Source organism: Dactylosporangium siamense, assembly GCF_016862795.1.
Lineage (GTDB): Bacteria > Actinomycetota > Actinomycetes > Mycobacteriales > Micromonosporaceae > Dactylosporangium > Dactylosporangium siamense.
This window is the reverse complement of the sequence record NZ_BONQ01000077.1, coordinates 31,433-51,255: the sequence shown is the minus strand read 5'-3', so window position 1 is coordinate 51,255 and position 19,823 is coordinate 31,433. Positions and strand designations below refer to the sequence as shown.

Here is a 19,823-nt window from a genome sequence, read left to right as displayed (position 1 = left end):
CGTTACACCCAGGGAGAAGCATGAACGCTCAAACCCATCCGGACTGGTGCGCGCGTCGCGTGTGCACCGCCTACCTGCCCGGCGCAGACGAGTACCACCGCTCCGAACCGCTGGTCGTCAAGACCGACGACCCGGCCATCAACCTCTTCATCTCCAAAATCGCAGACCCCGACGGCAGCCACGAACACATCGAGCTGTCGATGCTGCAGCTGTCCGACGGCCAGCCGTGGCACCTGACCGAGCCGCTGGCCGGCCGAGAGCTGCTGCTACCGAGCGCCGCGGCAGACGCCGCATGCCGCGCCCTCGCCGAACTGGTCGACGCCTGACGGTTCGGTACGGCACTAATCCGGCTGTTGCCGCTCCGCTTCCTGGCGCATGAGTTCAGCAAGGTAGACCCCGACGGGCTGCTTCACCGGCGCGGTCCCACCCCACCAAAGATCAGGCACGGTCACCCGGACGGTCAGCAGGCGGCAGGCGCTCACCGCACCGGCCAGCGCCGTATGCAGGCCGCGCGTGGCAATCCTGAGGTCTTCGATCATGTCGATCAGCTTCGTCGCCGCAGCTGCGATGACCGGGTCGCTGTTCGCACTCTCGCGGCCGAGGGCGGCGTACACCGCGTGCGGATCGCCTTCGGTTCCCGTGCGGAGGACCGTACGCATCATCTCGGTGAAGCCGACGTCCAGCTCATCTTGGATCTCAGTCTCAGCAGCCTGCGCGTCGAGGATCGCCTCGGCGGCGGCGCGGCTGGTCCCCAGCATGCTGCTGTCGAGCAGGGTGAGGAACACGGTCCTGGTCATTGCTGACAGCGGCACTGCGGAGTCCTCGTTGAAGGGCTTGACGACCAGATCCAGGTCGGCGGCCAACTCCTGCGCCTTCGCCTCGAACAGGTTGACCGCATGGGCGGTCATGTTGGCCTTCGGGGCGCTCGGCTTCGCCTGCGCCGTAGCGGCCGCAGCGCGCACCATCGTCCAGGCGGTGTTGTACGTCTCCGCCAACGACCGCACACCCGCCAACCGCCGCGCGGCGTCGGACAACCGAGCATCGTGATTCGCGGCCACGTTCGGCAGGTTGTGCCTCTCCAACTGAAACCTGAAGTAGCGAAGCGTCTCCTCCGCAATCACCTCGACGACCAGGTCGAGGAACTCCTCGCGCCGGCGGCGGCTGACCGTCGACAGACGCAGGCGACGCAGCAGATGCGCGTCGAGCTGCTCAGCGGCCGTCCCGAGCGATGGCCCTGTCGGCACGTACCAACTGACGTACGCCGGATAGAACTGTTCCCACGCCGGCGCCGGCAGTTCCTCAGCCGCAGCCGCGGCCTCGAACGTGGTGTTCCAGGTGAACGCCGACACCGGCGAGCCAGGGTGAATCAGCAGCAGGTCCGCATCGAAGCAGTCGAGCACCAATTCGTTACCTCGATCAGGCGTCGCTCCCAGCGGTACGGCCCACCCGCTCAACGGAGGAATCGGCGTCACCTTCGGGGCGTGCCTGATGACGGCCAGCGCTGCGACCTCCGTACCCACCGAGGCGGTGACCTTGGACCAATCGGGGTCCGGGTCGAGTCGGACCTCAAGCTCCTGCGACAGGTGCGCCACCTGCGCCGCCTGCCAGGCCGTCCGCGCGTCAACCAGTACACCGCGGCGGCGCTCTTTGACCTGAACGGCCCGCCGGCGTTCGATCGCCGCGGGGTTCGCCTCACGATTGACCGCGTCCAGGACCCCAGCATCGCAGTCGATGCACGGCACGGCCTGCCTGCCGGCAAGCAGCTTCTCGAAGTTCAGCCGGGATCGCAGCGAGAGCGGACCGTCGCACGTCGGGCACTGCAGGGTCGGCACGACGGCGCGGACACCGGCTGCTGCAACCAGGTACACCCGGCCGTTGCCAACGCCGGCCGCCGCGCTCAACGCGCTCGACTTCTCCCGCCACCGCGGCCGAGGCGGATCGACGGTGTCGTCGACGCCATCAAAGGTCCAGTAACGCTCGCCAATCGCGACAGCCTGCGGATCCGCGTCAGACAGCGAATCAACCGCCAACGCGACCACACCAGCAGCCGATGCGACCGCAGGTTCCGAGCCCGCGTCCTCTGGAACTGAGATATCAGCGTCCATCTACACAGTATGCCAACGAACCGGATCCATTAGATCGAATATGGTCGCCCTTTCCCAACGCTCGCAGCGGCACTGTGCCACGAATGTAGCGTCGGTCATGCCGTGTCGCGTTCCGTCACGGCGCCATCAGGTCACCAACCAGCAGACCGGGACGGCGGAGCAGCTCGAAGGACGAGGTGCAGAGCACGTTCGGGTAGGCAGCCCGGACCGACGCCACCCGCGGGCTAGTGCTGCCGACTGCAAGATTCTCGAACGGGTGGAACACGGCAAGGTGTCTGTCCGGCCTACCAGCGATGACTGGCACGCCTGCTTCGGTACTCACGGTGAACTTGAAGTCCTTGGCGAAGCTGCGGGCCGCGATGATGTCGCGTTGCTCTTGGCGGTTGACGTCCAGCTGCCGGCCTCGGAGCAGGTCCAGCAGGTCGATGGCGAGGCGCCAGTCAAGCAGCGGATGCCACGCCCGGTTGCCGTAGTCCCGCAGACAGGCATGACAGCTCGAGTCACATGGCTCCACATTGTGGTGACGGAGGCGTTCCGTGTGCTCGTCGGCCTCGTCGAGCAGCACCTCGAACTTCTCCGCAAGGCGCGACGCATAGCCGGCGCCGTTCTCAAGGCTGTCGGCGATGAATACCTCACCGACAAGAATGTCGGACCGGAGGCGCGGGTGGACGCCGATCTCGATCTCATTGGGACCAATATCGAGCCACTTGGCCGCGGTGTCGCGCAGAAGGTATCCGAGCGATGCCCAGGCCCCACGGCCGGATGGTGTGACAGGGCTGAGCTGCAGACCTGGCTCGATGTCACGCAGACCAACGACAAGGACGTCAGTGCGCCGGCGCGCGGCGATAGCGAGTGCCCCAGCTGCCGAGCCAGCTGGGGTGTGACCCCAGAGACCAGCGCGCTCCTGACGGATGTTGTCGGTCAGAATGTCCGCCTCGATGAGGCCGGGTGCAGGCAGGCTGCTGCCTTTATAAACGCGCGCAGCCTGGGTGAACGCGAAGAGACGGCCATAGTTGTCGTTCACGGCCAGAATCTCGCCGACCGCAGATCGGATCAAGGCATTGCCGTCGCGTGGCTGTTCGTCAATAGCCTCCATCGACAGCCGCGGCTGTGCTGCTGCGGCGGTGGGCTCTCCGAGCTGCTCATAGTCTCGAGAACGATAGGAGGTCCTGTAGCCGACCGGCTCGGCCAACTCGACCTGTGTGAAATCCGGGGTACCGCGACTGCAGTTGGGGCAGACGTCCACATCCCGGTACGTCACGCTGAGACAGGCGCGACACAGCCCGGCGCGGCTGCGCGGGCCGAGAGGGTCCGGCCCCTCGACCCAGGTACCGCTGTGGAGCTGGACGTAGTCGACGACCCCGACGGCGGTGTGGACAGCCTTGTCCTTTACCAGTTCTGTGCCAGGCGCGAACTCGGAGATGGCGATGTCGGCGTCACGGTCGAGGGTGTTCGCCTCCTGCCACGGCTGTGGGTGTTTCGTATAGAGCAGACGTACCTGGGTGGGGAAGCCGAACATCGGCAGGACCCCGGCCTGGGCCAGCGCCTCCGACAGATCGGGGACGCGGGCAGCGGCTGCGGCAGCGACGGCGAGCACCTTGTCGGCAAGGTCGGTGACAGCCCATAAGGTGAGCGCGGCCGCGTCGAGGTCGACCATCTTTGTTGCGGTGAGCAGCGCCTGCGCGATCCGGCTCCACTCGTCGTGCCCGTTGGTCAGTGCCTTCGCGACATATGACCGCAGGTCGACGTCGTCGATCAGATCAACAACTGCGCCGAACTGACCGTGGACGCTCCTGCCACCTACGAAGCCGGGCAGGTCGCGGGCGGCAGCTCGGAAAACCCTCGTCAGCACCTCGGCAGCGAACGCGCGCCTCAGGATCGGCACTGAACGCATGTCGAGGAAGGGCTGAGGCGGGACGTCGCCAGTTATGGCCGAGGGATTGGCGAAGTAGTGCTCGTCGTGGCTGCGAGCCCCGCGGCAGACGGTCAAGGCAACGGCGAGGTGCTCACTTCGCCTACCCGCACGGCCGACCCGCTGCTGATAGTTGAACCGCTGCGGAGGCATGTTCGCCATGACTACGCCGCGAAGCGCACCGACGTCAACGCCTGCTTCCATGGTGGTCGTGACGGACAGGATGTCGATCTCGTCGACTAGCTCTTCTTCGTCGTCGTCGATGAACACTGCCTGGAATCGGGCCTGCCGTTTCTGGCCTTCGAGGGGATCGGTCTGTCCGGTGAGCTCCTCGCAGTGCATCCGATAGGCGCCCCCGTCCTCGGTGGCGAGCCAGGCGTAGTAGTCGTTGGCTATCGGCCCGACGTCGGTCGGTGTGTCGACGAGCCTGCCAGCGCAGGTGACGCAGACCCCGGCGCTGCGGTGCAGGTGTTTGGTGCGGCAGACGCCGCAGCGCCAGAACTGGGCACCGTCCACCTGGGTGAGACAGACTTGGCTTGGAGCGACCCGGAACCCGCTTCCGGGGCCGACGCCGACCCGCTCCCCAAGCGCTGCGAGGAGGCCGTCGCCGTTGCGATCGCACTTGTTGTGGACGGCCACGGCCTCGGCATACTCACGTACAACGCGCGGCCAGTTGGCGACCTGGTCACTGGTCCACGGCAGGCGACGCTTCCGGCCGAGCAGGCGCAGGACAGAGCATGTGAACTCATACGCGGCCTCCGGAGTCAGTGAAGGAAGTGTGACTGGGGCGGCCGCGGTTGCATGGGCGACACCGATGGACTCGACGTCGCGGTCGCCACCCGCGAACACCGTGCGCACGACCTGTTCGCTGAGCTTGTCCCGAATCGCCTGCAGCAACGCCCGCCCGTCGCTGTCGACCAGTGAGGCTCGGTCCCTGACGGGGCTTGTCGTCCAGGTGAACAGCTGGGTCCAGCGCGTGCTGGCCTTGGTCTGCTGGAGGCTAGGGGCGGGACCGCCAGGGTTGACCCCGAGCGCGAGCAGGCGTGGCTCGACCTGATTGACAAAGTCGATGAGGCTAGGTTTGCCGCCGATGGCGGCCAGGCCGGCTTGGATAGCGTCGTTGTCACCGTCGTCGGTCGGTGCGCCTGCCATGCGTTTGTAGACGGCCATTGCGGCGGCCTCGTTGACCGATCGCAACCGCACGACAGCCGCCAGCGCCTCGGGGCTGCGGTCTCCGTGATGCAGAAGCTTGTCCAGTAGCGCGCCGTCGGCGGACATCTCAGTGAGGGTGGCGATTACGAGCGCGCGGACGAGGTCGAGGTAGTGGGCCAGCTCGAGGTTGGCGCTGACCCGAGCGGCGCCTTGACGGCTGTCGGAGAAGACCACCAGCCGGGAGTCGAGACGCCGTTTGAGGGCTCCGGTGAGCACCTGGTTCGCACGGTCGAAGCCAACGCCCTGTGTCCGGATCGACGAGCGGGACCGAGCAGCCTCCTCGACCTTGCCTTTCTGGATCCACTCCCAGTCGTCTCCGCATGAGGGGCACTGGGTCGGCATCGCCGGCATGCGGTTCTCCGCACCGCTGGTACTGGTGGCGAGGTGATAGACGTAGCCGGTCGGCTGCTGGCGGCCTCCGGTCGTGAGCTGGCCGGTTCCTGGCCGGAGCACTGCCTTGGCGAACTTCATGCGGTACTGAGGTGCCGTCGCGTCGGTGGGCAGCTTTGTCCCGGTCCGGCTCCAAGGGTTGGCGACGACAGGCACTCGATCGGTTGGCCAGTACATCCGGTAGCCGGCGGGGTTGCGTCCGCCGATCACCCGGTCGGGCAGCTCGTCCAATGACGCAATCGTCGAGACCAGGAACTCGCGGGTACCGGACCTGGCGACGTAGCCGCCCAGCATGCATTCGCCGCAGGACTGGCAGTACAGAAGCTCCAGAACGCGGGCTCCGCAGTCGCAGGCGAACCGAGGCGTGGTGTACAGCTTGCCGATCTTCCGCGTCGGCGAGCTGTACTGCGGGTCGAGCCGGGCGCAGGCTGGGTCACAGCATGCCCACATCCCCTGAAGGGTCCGGATGAACATGTGCCCGCGAAGTCGTACTGGAGGCTCCGGTTGCCTGCCGACAAGCACGGTTAACGCATCCAATGCATGGCGGCCCTGCTCTGCCGGCAAGTTCGGGAACAGCTTGCCCGCCACTATGCCAACCGACCGTGGCCGAAACCCGTCAGCGCCGGTTAACGCGAGCATGAACGCTCGCCGCAGTGTGCCGTCCTGCGGCAGCATCGACGGCGAAAGGTTCTCTGTCTGCAGGTCATGGGCCAGATGGCTGAGGTCGTCTGCCCCGGATGGTGTCGACGGGGGAGCGTGGACGAATCGCACCGCGGTGCTGGCCGGGCGGGCGAAGAACTCGCTTAGGAACGCACGGCCCTCGCCGTCGTCCTGGATGCTGGCTGACGTACCGATCACTCGGAGCTGCTGCGGCCGACAGTCCAGACCAAGAGCCATCATGAGCCGTCGCAGAAGGTAGGCGACCTCCGTGCCCGCTGTCCCTCGGTACATGTGCAGCTCGTCGACTACCAGCGTGAACACATGCGACGTGGACGCTTCCAGCCAGCGCCGTGTCGCTGCGATCATCGGCGCCTCGTCGTCTCGGGACAACGCGATGGACAGCATGCTGTAGTTGGTGATGAGAATGTCCGGGGCGGCTTGCTGCATGTCCCACCTGGATCGCATCTCCGCGCCGTCCATTGCAGGCAGGAAGAACCGCGCGCCCTCCTTGGTCTTTCCGACACTGATGTCGTTGAGCAGCCGACTGTGGCGCTGCTCGGCGCTGCGCATCAGCTGGCGGAGCCGTTCCACCTTGTCAGCCGAGGCCGTCTGCATCGTGCCTGGCAACGGGGACCTGCCGGTGTAGCGGCCGAAGTAGAAGCGGTGCCCAGGTCGGTTGGCGGCAAACCAGGCGCGGGCCGGCGACGAGTCCAGCGCGGCACGGAGCCTCACCATCTGGTCCTCGACGAGTGCGTTCATCGGATACAGCAGCATGGCCCGGATACCGGGCAACCGCCCGGTCTCGCCATCTCGCTGTGCGCGGAAGGGGCCTTGCGCTCGCCACCAGCCGTGCGTGTTCGCGGTTGCCGACGAGGTCTGGGCCGTCCATTGTCGGGACTCCTGCACCAGCTGGGCGAGAACTGGAAGCAGGAACGACTCGGTCTTGCCAGAGCCGGTGCCTGTGCCCACAATGACGTCGTTGCCCGCCATCGACAGGCGTAGTGCCTCCTCCTGATGGCTCCAGGGATGACGGCGGGGCAGCAACCCAGAGACCACCAACCCGGCGCCCTCCGGCACGCCAAGCCCATCGAAGATCTCCTCAAGCGTCAGCGTGGAGTCCGGATAACTCGGCATGAGTTCGAGGAAAGGCTCGGCGAACACAGTGCCCGTCGTCCGTAGCAGGGCTCGTCGCTCCTGGCTGATGGCGTCCTCACGCAACTCATATGCCGTCTCGTAGTAGCGCAAGAAGGCGTCGTCGAGATAGCCCTGCAGACGTTCGAGGCTCTGCACCGTCCCAGTCTCAACGCCAGTCATGACGCCGTCCTCATCGTGCGGTGGGTGTACTGGAGGGTCTGTCCGAGCAGGTCCGCGGTTCTTTCGGCTGCCACGTTGTCAACATTCTCGTAAACCCAACGGTATGCGCCGAGACCACCCGAGGTCATCATGTAGGCCGGCAGTCCAGTTCGCAGGCACAACGCCCGGTGGAGGAGTGCCGGCGGCTGCAGACCGCCCCGCACGACCAGTTTCTTGCCGAGTGGGTCATACGCCAGCAGTGTTGACTGTCCGCGGTTGAGCCGGGCGAGCCATTCGCCGGCGTCGGCGTCGACTGCGACCAAAGCCCCGTCAGGCTCGGTTCGCCAGGCGAAACTGCGGCGCCCCCTGATCGGGTAGCAGTAGAGGCCGCGGGCCCGGTCGTCGTTTCGCGGTGCCCATACCCATACGCCGCCAGCGTTCATCGCGCGCAGTCGCGGCTCCCGTCCAGGTGATAGCGTGAGCTGCGTCCCGGTGACGAGCAGCTGCCGCAGCGACGGCAGACCTTCCAACAGGTGCGTACCGACGTCGCCCTGCAGGGTCACCCCTAGAGCGGACAGCCCGGCCTGCACGACGCCGTTGTCGGCGGTCTCGCATTCGACATATACGGTTGTCGGCCCGGCGGCATGTCCTGTGGCGTCAACCGCCGTGCGGAGATGTAAGACCCAGGTATCGACTGCGGCGGCGACAGAAGCGTCTGGATCGTTGGGGTCGTCCATCCGCTCCAGCAGCCTTCTCGGGCGCGCACCGGTGAGGACGAAGACTCCGACGGATGATGGTATGGCGCTCAGCGCGGCAGGTGCGATGGCGACCTCCTGACGTGCATAGTCCCGTTCGATGAACCCGAGCGACATCAGGGTGCCGAGAGACTTTCTCCACGCACCGCCCATGTCAGCATGGCCGTAGCGGGCACATGCCCATGCCCAGGTCTCTGCGTAGAGTGACTGCGATGCCCTGCCGCGTTCCCGCTCCGACAACCAGGTCAGGACGTCGTCATATGGGTTATCGACGCGTGGTCCTTGTTGGACGTCGTCCCGCATGGCGGTGGGACGGCAGGACGGTGGATAGTCGCCGCGGGTAGCGACTTTGCGGAGGATTGCCTTGGACAGGGCGCTCCGGAAGCGGGCATCGGCGGTAGAGGATTGCGGTCCTGGGCCGGTGAAGAGTTCACCGACGAGGTTGGGACGGGGTTGGGACGGCACACGTCCAGGCAACTGCGGCGTGCTGAGCGGGATCTCCACGACGTGTGCGACATGCCGCCTTCCGGAGCGTACGACGAAGAACGCTGGGGGCGCTGGCAAGGTTCTGACGGCCTGCATCACGTTGACGAAGTGCGGCTCCACCCCAATGGCCCGTAGCCACGGCGGAGCTGACGGCCATACCTCCGATACGTCGCCCTCGTCGGTGACGACGAGGCACTCCGTACCTGGAGGGCGGCGGACAGTGATCGACGGCGGAAGGCTGGCCCCTCGCAGCACTGCCCCTGCAAGCCCGACGTCTGGCTGTGCCATGCGGGTCGGTTCTGAGAAATGTAAGCCCGTTGAGGTCAAGGTAACGGATCGCCAGATGTCACCGGCACGGGCCCGGTCCTGCTGGTGGACCATGGTGACGAAGGTCCGATCGCCCAGGTCGGATGCGACCCGATGAGTGCCAGGTGCCGGACGCTGATCGGCCAGGCTGACCCGTCGTTGTCCTGGCGTGACAGGAAGCCTGGCGCCGTCCAAGGTCAGTCCGGGCAAGGCGGCGTCGCTATCAATTACGAAGTCGGGCTCACCGCCGGTCAGGTACGTGCTGTGGGCGACCTGGAGGCCTCCATCCAGCCGTGACCGACTCGGCGGGCCGGGTACAGCTGCGGTCAGGCCGACAGCCGACAAGATCTGCGCGCCAGGTTCAAGCGGGACATTTTCCAACCAGGACCAGCCAGGGACAACGCTGGGCTTAGCCGTCCGGTCGATGCCGTCGGCGCGCAATGTACGCGCGAGCCCGTGGAGATGGGCATCGCGCACCAGGACGTGGTAAAGGGACGGATGAGTCACGGTCCTGCACTGGACCCGGCCGGAGACAGCGGGGTCGTCCGCCATCACGTAGGCGTCCTCCCCGCCGAAGGTCACTGTGACGCGGTCAGCCAGCTCGAGTTCCACGCCGGAACCCAGAACATCACCATCCGGCACTCCCGCTCGCAGAACCAGCACCGTGTCGAACGGCCCCGCCACGTAGGGTTCGTCGTCGCCCAGGTCGAGCGTGAGGCCGTACCATGTGGGGTCTACGGCGACGGCGCCGCCGAACTCGCCGAGCCAGTCGTCGTAGTGCAGCATCGCTCGGCTACCACGGTGCACCGTCGGCCGTCGGCCGTCGCGTCGGAGGCGTTCAGACTCGTCATCCAGGACGTCCTGGACCACCTGCATCGCAGCGTCGTCCGCGAACCGTGCCAACAGGTCAGCTCCGGCCGAGCCGCGGTATCGCAGCCACTCGACGAACTCCGCGGCCAACGGACTTCGAGAGCGTGCGGTGGCCGTGTCAGACAGGAACTGCTCGATACGAATCCGATCGATATGCCGGATGAGTCCTTGGCTGCGGGACCATCCCTGGAGAGTCCAACGGCCGTGGTTTCGGGCACTGGACCGCCCATATGCAGCTCCAGGGCCGTCGAGCCACTCGTTCCAGACAGCCCACATCCCCGGAACGTGATCGCGATATCCCGGAGGCTCGGTGGGCGTCGGTGGGCGTCCGAGAAGTTCGTTCTGGCGCCGGTAGATGCCGTTGCTGCCACCGAGTGGTACCTCCGTAACGGCGAGCACCGTCAGAGCGAGTGCCGCCACGAAGCCAGGCGGACCTGAGAAATGCCGATCCCGCCAACGGGAGGCGGCCAGTGCAGCCTTGACGAATGGCCTGCCTGGCTCGGACGATCGCACCGCATTACAAAAGTCCGCGACGGCGTCCGCCGGATCCATTCCGGAAAGGCGCCCCAGGAGTTCCCGATCGACATACAGATAGAGACGCTCGCCCGGGCGACCACGATCCAGAACATCCTGGAGCAGCACCCGTTCCCAACTCTGCACGTCCATACGCCGCCACTTCCTCCGCCGCGAAGGTTCGGGTGCCGGACAAACACTGTGGCCGCGTCCACCGCTGAGTGGCTCCAGCATCCACGCACATGCCGAGCGTTTTCAGTGTGATAGGCCACTTGCCCGCGCTCGTCTTAGACCTTCTCGGACAACGTACCGGCGGCACGAGAATTCCCGACTCGACGGTTCATCCCTCGTTTGGTGGACCATCCGGACAGTCCAGGTCGACCGTTCTCACAGAAGACCATGCATCGTGCGGGTAGCAGAATCGCCTGTGGTTCGGTAGATGCAGCTGTCACATGCGTTCTCCACGCCGGCAGACCCACCGGTCCTCGCGCCATCACGGATGACTTACCACAGCGCATCTGGCAAGGTACCTACCTTGTGACGGACTTAGCGTTGATCGACTGGCTTCGCGAGCAGTGCGCGAACTACACCTTCGACCTCGGCGGCGTCTTCCGACGCGACAGCGAAGCCGCGACCTGGCCGTTGGTCGCTACCGGGTCGCACGACCTCGAACGCCAGCTCACCGAACGCGGGCACCTCCTCGCGCTGCCGAAGGAGCCAGCCGCATTGGCAAACGTCCTCGAGGTGTCGATCGTCGACTACCTGGTCACCAAAATTCACCAGACCAATGGCGGTACCGTGCGACGAGGCACCGAACGCGGCTACCCAGATCTGGAGATCAGCGGTTCCCCGTTCCAAGACGCGCACCACGCCATCGACGTCAAGTGCGCCCGCCGGGCGGCCAATGGCAAGTCGACCCAGAGCCGAATCACCCTCTACACCGGCAACACCTACTTCCGGCACCCCGACCTGCCGTGGCCAGGCGTCCCGCGGCCGTTCAACGCCTACCGCTCACACCTGGACGTCATTGTCATCTACACCCTCCGCGATGACGCCCATCACCGAGTAGACGACCTCGAGATCATCGTTCAGGAACCCTGGCGGATCGCCAGCCGTATGCGCTCGTCGAAGACACGCGAGTACATCGGCGCGGTGACAGGGCTCGACGCGCTCAGGGAGGGGCGAGGTGAGTTTGAGACCCCAGAGGCGTTCTACCGCTACTGGCGCAACTTCCACTTCAAGATCTCCGAGCAGGTCCAGAAGCAGTACCAGAAGGCTCTGGAGAAGGCACAGGTTGAGCTGGAGCAGTACCGCTCCCTCGCTGCGGGTGAGCAGAGCAGCTGAGCGGAGTGGGTGACTTGCCCTTCCTGCGCCGTCTGGCATGATCGGCGACATGGCTGAGCATGGCGTGGCGATTTCGCTGTTCTCGGGTGCTGGAGGCCTCGACCACGGCGCCGAAGACGCTGGCTACGAGGTCCGCGCGGCGGTGGAGTGGGACCGCGACGCCGCCGCCACCATGGAGAAGAACTTCACCCACCTGCACTCGTCGGTGATCACGCGAAGCATCGTCGAGGTCACCACTGAGGAAATCCTCGCCTCGGGTGGCTTCCGCGCAGGTGAGCGACCGGATCTGCTGATCGGTGGACCACCCTGCACTCCGTTCTCCAAGTCGGGCTTCTGGCTCGAATGGAAACGCAAGGGCCTGGACCCAACCGCGTCGCTGCTACAGGAGTACACCCGAGTACTTCGGGAGGCCCGGCCGCACAAGTTCGTGCTGGAGAACGTCTACGCGCTCACGTACAACAACACCGCCAGTCGTCCCGCCTACGAACGGCTCCTTCGCGAGATCGACGATGCCGGGTACATCCCGATCCCCAAGGTCCTGAACGCCGCCGACTACGGCGTGCCACAGGCCCGACCGAGGCTGTTCATCCTCGGCGTACCGAAGGGGACCAAGATCCTGCCAGCCCATCCCGACCCTTCACACGGAGGCACGTGGGAGCGGCGGACCACCGGTCCCATCGACAGACCACACGTCACCGCCGGCGAAGTACTCGAAGGCCTGGTTGCCGAGCCGGAGCCCGGCGAGGTGGTGGCGGGCAAGTATGGTCACCTGCTGCCTGATGTCCCACCCGGCGAGAACTACCTGCACTACACAGCGGAACGAGGGCATCCTGACCCTCAGTTCCGGTGGCGCAGCAAGTACTGGTCGTTCCTGCTCAAGCTTTCCCCCACCCGTCCCGCACCGACTATCCAAGCCCAGCCAGGTCCGTACATTGGACCGTTCCACTGGGAGAACCGCCGTTTGCGCGTGAACGAACTCAAACGGCTTTTTACCTTCCGGGACGACTTCACCTTCGTCGGCAGCCGGTCATCGGTGCAGGCGCAGGTTGGCAACTCGGTTCCGCCGCTGCTCGCCGCCAAGGTCATTGGCGCCCTGCACGGTAAGACGAGCACGTCACTGAGCGATGCGACAGTGGCAGAGCACTGACCAGGGTCGGCATCTCCGAGGTCGACGAAAGGTCAACACCGAACCCGAATTGATGCTGCGGCGCGCGCTCCACGCGGCCGGCGCACGCTTCCGTCTCCATCGTCAGATCGCATTCGGCTGTACGCCCGACATCGTGCTACCTAGCCGACGGATTGCCGTCTTTGTCGACGGTGACTACTGGCACTCCTGCCCAGTTCACCGCCGCAAAACCCCTTTCACTGGACCGAACGCCGCGCTCTGGGAAGCAAAGTTCCAGCGGAACCAAGAGCGTGACACTCGCAGTACCGAGTTAGCCCATGCTGCCGGTTGGACGGTTGTACGGATATGGGAGTGCGTCATTCGCGCCGACCCGCAGACGGCCGCAGCCGCAGTACTGCAGGGGCGGACGATCGAACCCACAGCCATCATTTCGGATACCGAGATACCGGCAACAGGTGAAGGCATGCCGTCGTAGTCCAAGTTCGGCCGTACAAGGATTGTCTCGATACTGTAAGGGATGACCGCTCGGCAGGACCTTGAGTGCAGGATGCCGAATTGGTCGGCGACGTGTCAGCGGCGGCCGAATTATTCACGCGCAGCCGATCCAACGACACATTACTCCTGCAGAACGTTCGGAATGGATGGCCTGTGCTGGCCACACGACAAAGCATGCACATTACAGTCACGGTGGGCGCCATTGACATGAGCTGCTCGCAGGCGCTCGCTATCGATTGCTGGCACATCCAGCGATCAACTTTACATCGCAACCACGTTCTAGCTGCCTAGTTCCGCCTGGTATATGTAATCATGGTGCCACGCAAGATACGTCCGACCGGGTCGTGTGGCACTGTCCGGAAGTTGGAGCCGATCGAACAGAGGCGGCGAGCCAAAGACTGCCCGCGTAGCCGGATCGAATTTGGCAAGGTCGCGAAGCTCGGGAGCCACATGAATCCGCAAGTCCAGGTCCACGGTGAGAAGTCCCGTATCGAACCCCACGTCATGCGTCGGGCAGGCAGCCAGCCCGTTGCTTACGTCTAGGCGCTCCGCAGGTGCGCTATCTTTCCATGGCTTGATATGACTTGCAAGGAGCATGCGACGCGCACGTTTCTCCCCGGACTTAACAGCCAGTCCACAGAACGCGCATCTGTGCCCCTGATTGCGCAGTACCGCAGCTGCGAACCGATGTTGACCAACACGTATCACGGCAGCGAGGACCCGCTCAGTTAAACGACTATCCAGCGAGGAATGGCCTTCGATTGTCGATTCGACAGCAACTTCGGTCTCTATAATGGCCTGGTCCAGTTCGTCCTGCCCAAGGAGCATGAAGTTGTCAGACTCGTCCTCCGCGTCGAGGAAGTCAGGGAGGCGACGCTCGCCGATTCCCGTTTCGCGAGCAGCGGCGAATATGGTGCGGTAGATTTTCGCGAGCTGATCGGGACTTGCCAGGAGGATCGTTGCGGCCTCGACTTCGCCCCGTCCACCGTTCGATCGCGTTCCGTAGAGGTTCGCCATCTTGGCGAGAATGCTGCTATTCGGCCGACGGAAGAGCTGCGCGAGAGTTGGCACTGGCTCTTCGGCTCGATGGTTCGACGAACCACCGTAACGTCTGTGGTCGACGACCAGGCTGGCGGCAAGACAGAGTAAAGTCTCCACCGGCTCGAAAACGGCTTGCCGGCGACCTGCGACGAGGGTGCGAGCTTCGATCGCGAGCCACTGCTCATGGGCCTCTGCCAACCCAAGATCGACGTACGTTTGAGCAGTTCTCACCTGAGGGCTCCCTGTGCGAACCGACAGAAGTCGGTGGGCGATTCGCACCCTCAGCCTACAAGATGGTCCGGCTCCCCGCTCATGGGCCTTTCTGCGGCCGCCTCGAGCATCACAGCGGTATTGAGATCACTCGACATTGGGATGTACGAGTGCGGGCGCCGCAGGACGGCAAGCAATGCCCGGCTGGACGCTGAGGCTTTGACCTAGAGAGCCAATGGCAGACTTAGGCCCGAAAACTTCCGATTACAACGCATTGACTGCAGGCATCTACGACTCCTGAGTAGGTCACCACAGGCATGTCCAGCCGCCACGCCCGCCTCATCGACCTCGCACAACCGGACAGTTTTGCTATCGATTTGATAACACGAATGAAGCGGTCGCCTAATCGGTGAGCGGTCGCGGCCAACATTCCCGATAGGACTACTGCCTGTGGCGTAGGCGCTGTTGCCGTTGACCCCCATGACGCGCACCGTCGACGAATCGCCCAAAACCGATGTGAACCCTCAGGTAGAACTGAGCTTCTCGGGATTGTCGACCCAATCTACCGCGACCGAAGTCGGACGGTCGCGGTAGCGAGCCAGGTCGAATTCGATGAAACGCTAATAGTCGTTACGGCGTGTGGAAACTTTGGGCTGGTGAACCGTTGCAGTCCCAGATTCGCAGGCGGGTGCCCGGCGTTGTGTTGCCGTTGGGGGCGTCCAGGCAACGGCCGGAGTTGGGGTTGCGCAGGCTGCCGTTGGGTTGCTGGACCCATTGCTGCATCGGGCCGCCCCAGCAGTCCCACAGTTGCACCTCGGTGCCGTTGCGGACGCCCCAGTCGGTGGCCGCCGTCGCGATCAAGTCTAGGCACTTGCCCATCGCCCGTAGCGTCCGGTCATTGTGGACGGTCCAGGTTTGGGCCGCGCCGCCGATGCAGTGCCACAGGATGATGGGGGTACCGGAGGCAGGGTTCGCGCCGGCGACGTCTACGCACTTGCTGCCCGGGGCGGAGATCGGGCCGGGTTGGTGCTTGAAGTCGCCGAGCTCGTCGAGCGTGATGACGGCCGGGTCCGCGTAGACACGGCGCAGGAAGTCCAGTGAGTTGTGCTGGCCACCCGTCAGGAACTCGCCGCCCCACGTGACGAACCAGCTCCAGTCCGCCCGGTACGCCTGGGTCAGCACCGGATCAGGGATCGCGCCGACCTCACCCAGCGCCACCAGCTTCCGGTCCTGACCAAGGGACTTCAGCCGGTCGTACGTACCACTCACCGAACCGTGGTCGCCGGCCTGCGGGTACGAGTCGTAGCTGAGCACGTCAACCACGTCGTCGCCCGGGTACCACTCCGGGGACACCGAGTTCCACACCCAGATCAGGTTGTTCAGGCCGTGGTGGTGGACCAGCCGGTCGTACATCAGCCGATAGAGCTCCTTCGCCGGACCAGGCCCCTTCGCGCCCCACCAGAACCAGCCGCCCTCGGCCTCGTGCAGCGGCCGCCACAGCACTGGCACCCCCGCCTGCTGCAGCCGTTGGAGTTGTACGGCGATCGCGTCGATGTCGCGCAGCAGCAGGCGATAGTCGTCGCCGGAAGGGTTCGCCAGCGCGGTGGCGAGGTCGAACGTTGTGGCATCGGTGTAGAACCCGCGCCACCATTCGCGTCCAGGTTGGTCGATCAGCCCGGACGGCGCGTTCCAGTGCCAGACGAGGGTGGTGATTCCGCCCCGAGCGTCCCAGGCCAGGGCCTCATCAACAGCGTGGCTGGTCGCGCCCCGCTCAACCCGGCTCGGCGAGTAGTCCATGAGGTCGAGACCGGCGATCGCGGGCGCGCGGCCCACGTTCTGCTCCAGCCATTGGATGCCGGCCATGTCTTGCTGGCCGGAGAGCAGGTCCCGGCCGTAGTGGGTGGCCAGGTACCCAAGCAGACCCCGGGCCGCCGGCGTCGCTGACGGGTTCACCGGCACGCCGGATACATGGTGCGGGGGCGGCGCGGGTGCGTCGGTGAGCCGGATTGCGTCGATGTCGTAGTACCCCCAGTTGCTGCGCACGGTGATGGTGTTGGCGCCAGGGTTCAGCAGCACCCGGCCCGCGGCGACGTCGGTGAAGGCGTCGGTGCCGGGCAGGTCCACGTCCCCGATCGGCGTGCCGTTGAGCAGGAGGCTGGTCTTCTTCGCCCCGTACGGCGACCTATACCGCAACGTCAGGTCGAACAGGCCGCCAGCACTCTGGACGGTCATCGTCACCTGGTCGTCGGCGGCATCGAACCCGCCGACATAACCGCTGCCGGAATACCCCGGCACGGCGCTGTACACCTCAACCCCCTGCCGAGCGCCGTCCTCAGCTTCAAAGACCGAAGCTTCAAGGACCGAAGCTTCAAAAGCAGAAGCGGCACCCGCCGGAACTACCAAAGCGCCGGTGAGCAGTACCAAAGCCAAAATGCGCATCACGGGCTCCAAGGGGATTCGAGGGCCCACGTCGTGTCGGGCACGAAGCTGGCCGGGTTGTCCCAGGCGTTCGGCCCGCCCGGCGTCGCGAGCCACACCTCGCTGTTGATGTGCCGCAAGAACGAGCCCGGGAAGTTGTACGCCGCCAGCCGCACCCCACCAGCAGCGGACGAGGCACACCACGTCGCATCGGCCCGCAGCAGCGCGGAGCCGTCATTCAAGCTGATCCGCACCCTGCCGTTCTGGTGGCGCAGAAAGTACCCAGGAAAGTTCCGCGACTCGAACGACGAACACCCAGCCGCGGCCAGCCCCGGCACCACCCGAAACGTGGCGTCGTCCCGATCCAGCTGACTGATCACCGGCGAGGTAACCGCCAGCCCGTTCTGGTGCCGCAGATACCGATCAGTGAAACCCGGCGTGGTAACCCGCAGCGAGGTTAGCCCGGCGCCCAGCGCCGCCGCCCAAACGGCGGCCATCCGGTCGTACCCACCGCGATTGGGATGCACCCCATCGGCAAGGTCAGCGACGCTCAGCGCAGCGTGCATATCCACGAAGTGCACGCGCGACCCCTTGCCGGCCACGATGCCAGGAATGGTGGCGTTGTACTCATTGACATGAACCTCGCGCCCCGGATCCGCGAGCGGCGTGATCGAGGCGACAAACACATCAGCACCCGGCGCCGCAGCGGTGATCCGATCGATCAACCCCGACAGCCGCCCCGGCGCGCCGGCCAGATCGAAATTCTGGATGATGTCATTGGTACCGATGTGCAACAGCACCGTGCGCGGCGCCGTACCGGCGACCCAGCCGCTGACATTCGCGGCGATCTCGTCAATGCGCCAGCCCGGGTGTCCCTCGTGGTCGTGGTCGCCCAGGTCGCCAGGCCCGTTGAACTGCCCACCGACGAAGTCCACCTGTTGGCCGCTGCCGGCAAGCGACTGCCACAGATTGATGCGATAGCCACCAGGAACGTTGAACCCGTCGGTGATGGAGTCCCCGAGCGGCATGATCCTCGTGCCACCGTTGGTTTCGGCATGCGCGGGTGCGGCAATGCCGAGCGAAGCGACGAGCAGCAGCGCGACAAGAAGCCGTTTCATGGTGCCAGCGCCGCGGAGATGTGCCAGGTAACGTCAGCGGCATAGGACCCCGGACCGTCACCCGGTTGCGCGCCACCGTTCGCGCCGATCCAGACCTCCGCATTGGCATGCCGCACGAACCGGTCGGGGAAGTTCTTCGACTGCAGCGAAACGTCGCTGCCGGTCAGCCCGGTACGGCTGCAGAACGTAGCGTCCGCCGCGAACAGCGCCGACCCGTCATTACCGCCCAGCCGGATCCGGTACGCGCTGTGCCGCAGATACGCACCAGGAATGTTCTTCGACTCGAGCGAGTAACAACCCGGATCACCCAACCCGCGCCGGACCCAGAACGTGGCGTCGTCCCGCGACAGCTGATCGGTCACCGGCGAGGTAATCCCAAGCCCGTCCCGATGACGCAGGTACCGATCAGTGAACCCGGGCGTCGTCACCTGCAGCGACACCAACTGGTCAACAGGAAGCCCCGCACCAGTGCTGGACGGCTCCTCAACGGCAACCCCAGTCGGCCCCGGCCGGCCGAGATTCGGCGTGCCGTCCGCATTCCACGTCACCTGCTGCGCTCGCGCCGACCGGTCACCCCCGCAACTCCCGCCGGGATTGCCGGTGGCGTGGTACAGATTCCACGTCTGTGTCCCATCGGGCGACGTGAAGAAACTGTTGTGCCCGGGCCCGAAAACCCCCGCCGCATCGTTCCGGGTGAAGATCGGCTGAGCTGACTTGACCCAGGACCCCGGATTCAACGGATCGCCGCCGGTGTACGACAGCATCCCGAGCGCATAGTCGGCGGACTTGCACTGACTGGCCGAGTACACGATGAAGGTCCTGCCGTTGTGCTGCAACGCTTCCGGCCCCTCGTTGACCAGGCCCTCGATCCGCTCCCACGCGTACGTCGGGACTGAAAGTTTCACGCGGTTGCCCGAGACGGTCCACGGATTGGCGAGCGCGGCGATGAACAGGTCCTGCCCGTCGGGCTCCCAAGCCGACCACAGCAGGTACCGCGTCCCGCCAAGCGTGAGCATCGACGCGTCAATACCGGGCCGGTGATCGGTAGCCCGCAACTCACCACGGAACGTGTACGGATCGAGCGGGTTCGCGCCGCCCTCCAGCACGAACAAGTGATGCTGCCCGATGTCGCCGTTGTCCGCGGTGTAGTACAGGTACCAGCGACCGTCGAGCAGATGCAGCTCCGGCGCCCAGATGTTGCAGCAGCGGTACGGATCCCCGTCCGCCCAGACCCGGTGCTCAGGCGCGGTGCGCAGGCCCGCGAGGGTGGGCGCGGCGACGATGCCGATGTGGTCGCCCTGGGTGAAGACCAGGTAGTAGCTGCCATTGGCGTACGTGATGTGCGGATCGGCCGCACCCTCACGCACCGGGTTGGTGAAGGTGGCGGGCGCCGCAGCAACCGGCGCCGAGGGCATGACAGCGAGCGCGGCGAGGGCAAGCAACAGCACGAGCAGATGGCTGAGCGGTCGTCTTGGCATGACGGGTTCCTTCGCTGGCGGGCGAGAGGCCGGATGAGCGATCGTGATCGATCGCGATCGACTATGGCGGATTATCGACGTGCCGAGATCC

The 19,823-nt window shown here is 65.4% G+C and carries 11 protein-coding genes; 4 read left to right on the top strand and 7 right to left on the bottom strand.

Annotated features, from left to right (window positions below):
* Window positions 1–20 precede the first annotated feature (20 nt).
* Window positions 21–326: a hypothetical protein gene (locus Dsi01nite_RS24155; protein ID WP_203848523.1), complete on the top strand. Its 306-nt coding sequence runs from the start codon at window positions 21–23 to the stop codon at window positions 324–326.
* Between the two features lie 15 nt (window positions 327–341).
* Here Dsi01nite_RS24155 and Dsi01nite_RS57485 read toward each other — a convergent pair whose 3' ends face one another.
* The 3 genes from Dsi01nite_RS57485 to Dsi01nite_RS24140 form a co-directional block, all read right to left on the bottom strand.
* Window positions 342–2,105 (bottom strand): hypothetical protein, encoded by a 1,764-nt coding sequence (locus Dsi01nite_RS57485; RefSeq protein ID WP_239136132.1) that lies wholly within the window; start codon window positions 2,103–2,105, stop codon window positions 342–344.
* Window positions 2,106–2,220: 115 nt separating this feature from the next.
* Window positions 2,221–7,569 (bottom strand): DEAD/DEAH box helicase, encoded by a 5,349-nt coding sequence (locus tag Dsi01nite_RS24145; protein ID WP_203848522.1) that lies wholly within the window; start codon window positions 7,567–7,569, stop codon window positions 2,221–2,223.
* 20 nt (window positions 7,570–7,589) lie between these two features.
* Window positions 7,590–10,655: a hypothetical protein gene (locus Dsi01nite_RS24140; protein ID WP_203848521.1), complete on the bottom strand. Its 3,066-nt coding sequence runs from the start codon at window positions 10,653–10,655 to the stop codon at window positions 7,590–7,592.
* A gap of 399 nt (window positions 10,656–11,054) precedes the next feature.
* Here Dsi01nite_RS24140 and Dsi01nite_RS24135 point away from each other — a divergent pair, with 399 nt between their 5' ends.
* Genes Dsi01nite_RS24135 through Dsi01nite_RS58920 form a run of 3 tightly spaced genes read left to right on the top strand, consistent with a single transcriptional unit; the run spans window position 11,055 to window position 13,447 of the window.
* Entirely contained in the window at window positions 11,055–11,846 is a 792-nt protein-coding gene (locus tag Dsi01nite_RS24135) for a type II restriction endonuclease (RefSeq protein ID WP_203848520.1), read from the top strand.
* 49 nt (window positions 11,847–11,895) lie between these two features.
* Window positions 11,896–12,993: a DNA cytosine methyltransferase gene (locus tag Dsi01nite_RS24130; protein WP_203848519.1), complete on the top strand. Its 1,098-nt coding sequence runs from the start codon at window positions 11,896–11,898 to the stop codon at window positions 12,991–12,993.
* Complete coding sequence (locus tag Dsi01nite_RS58920) at window positions 12,971–13,447, top strand: very short patch repair endonuclease (protein WP_373318822.1); 477 nt, start codon at window positions 12,971–12,973, stop codon at window positions 13,445–13,447. The genes Dsi01nite_RS24130 and Dsi01nite_RS58920 overlap by 23 nt, the downstream gene beginning before the upstream one ends.
* 299 nt (window positions 13,448–13,746) lie before the next feature.
* Here Dsi01nite_RS58920 and Dsi01nite_RS24120 read toward each other — a convergent pair whose 3' ends face one another.
* From Dsi01nite_RS24120 to Dsi01nite_RS24105, 4 genes are all read right to left on the bottom strand, one after another.
* Window positions 13,747–14,739 carry an HNH endonuclease gene (locus tag Dsi01nite_RS24120; RefSeq protein ID WP_203848517.1) on the bottom strand — a complete coding sequence of 331 codons (993 nt, stop codon included), beginning with the start codon at window positions 14,737–14,739 and terminating at the stop codon, window positions 13,747–13,749.
* A 609-nt stretch (window positions 14,740–15,348) separates the two neighbouring features.
* The gene (locus Dsi01nite_RS24115) at window positions 15,349–17,157 is read right to left on the bottom strand and encodes a glycosyl hydrolase (protein WP_275423413.1); all 1,809 of its coding nucleotides are present in this window, start codon (window positions 17,155–17,157) and stop codon (window positions 15,349–15,351) included.
* The gene (locus tag Dsi01nite_RS24110) at window positions 17,157–18,254 is read right to left on the bottom strand and encodes an AbfB domain-containing protein (RefSeq protein ID WP_203848515.1); all 1,098 of its coding nucleotides are present in this window, start codon (window positions 18,252–18,254) and stop codon (window positions 17,157–17,159) included. Before Dsi01nite_RS24110 ends, Dsi01nite_RS24115 begins: the two co-directional genes overlap by 1 nt.
* A complete protein-coding gene (locus Dsi01nite_RS24105; RefSeq protein WP_203848514.1) occupies window positions 18,251–19,732 on the bottom strand; it encodes a family 43 glycosylhydrolase in 1,482 nt (493 codons plus the stop codon). Before Dsi01nite_RS24105 ends, Dsi01nite_RS24110 begins: the two co-directional genes overlap by 4 nt.
* Between the last annotated feature and the right edge of the window lie 91 nt (window positions 19,733–19,823).

Bases quoted from the DNA above. Each gene is read 5' to 3' on its own strand.
- Dsi01nite_RS57485 (WP_239136132.1), bottom strand. From the start codon at position 2,105: ATGGACGCTGATATCTCAGTTCCAGAGGACGCGGGCTCGGAACCTGCG.
- Dsi01nite_RS24140 (WP_203848521.1), bottom strand. From the start codon at position 10,655: ATGGACGTGCAGAGTTGGGAACGGGTGCTGCTCCAGGATGTTCTGGAT.
- Dsi01nite_RS24115 (WP_275423413.1), bottom strand. From the start codon at position 17,157: ATGCGCATTTTGGCTTTGGTACTGCTCACCGGCGCTTTGGTAGTTCCG.
- Dsi01nite_RS24105 (WP_203848514.1), bottom strand. From the start codon at position 19,732: ATGCCAAGACGACCGCTCAGCCATCTGCTCGTGCTGTTGCTTGCCCTC.
- Dsi01nite_RS24155 (WP_203848523.1), top strand. From the start codon at position 21: ATGAACGCTCAAACCCATCCGGACTGGTGCGCGCGTCGCGTGTGCACC.
- Dsi01nite_RS58920 (WP_373318822.1), top strand. From the start codon at position 12,971: ATGCGACAGTGGCAGAGCACTGACCAGGGTCGGCATCTCCGAGGTCGA.
- Dsi01nite_RS24110 (WP_203848515.1), bottom strand. From the start codon at position 18,254: ATGAAACGGCTTCTTGTCGCGCTGCTGCTCGTCGCTTCGCTCGGCATT.
- Dsi01nite_RS24130 (WP_203848519.1), top strand. From the start codon at position 11,896: ATGGCTGAGCATGGCGTGGCGATTTCGCTGTTCTCGGGTGCTGGAGGC.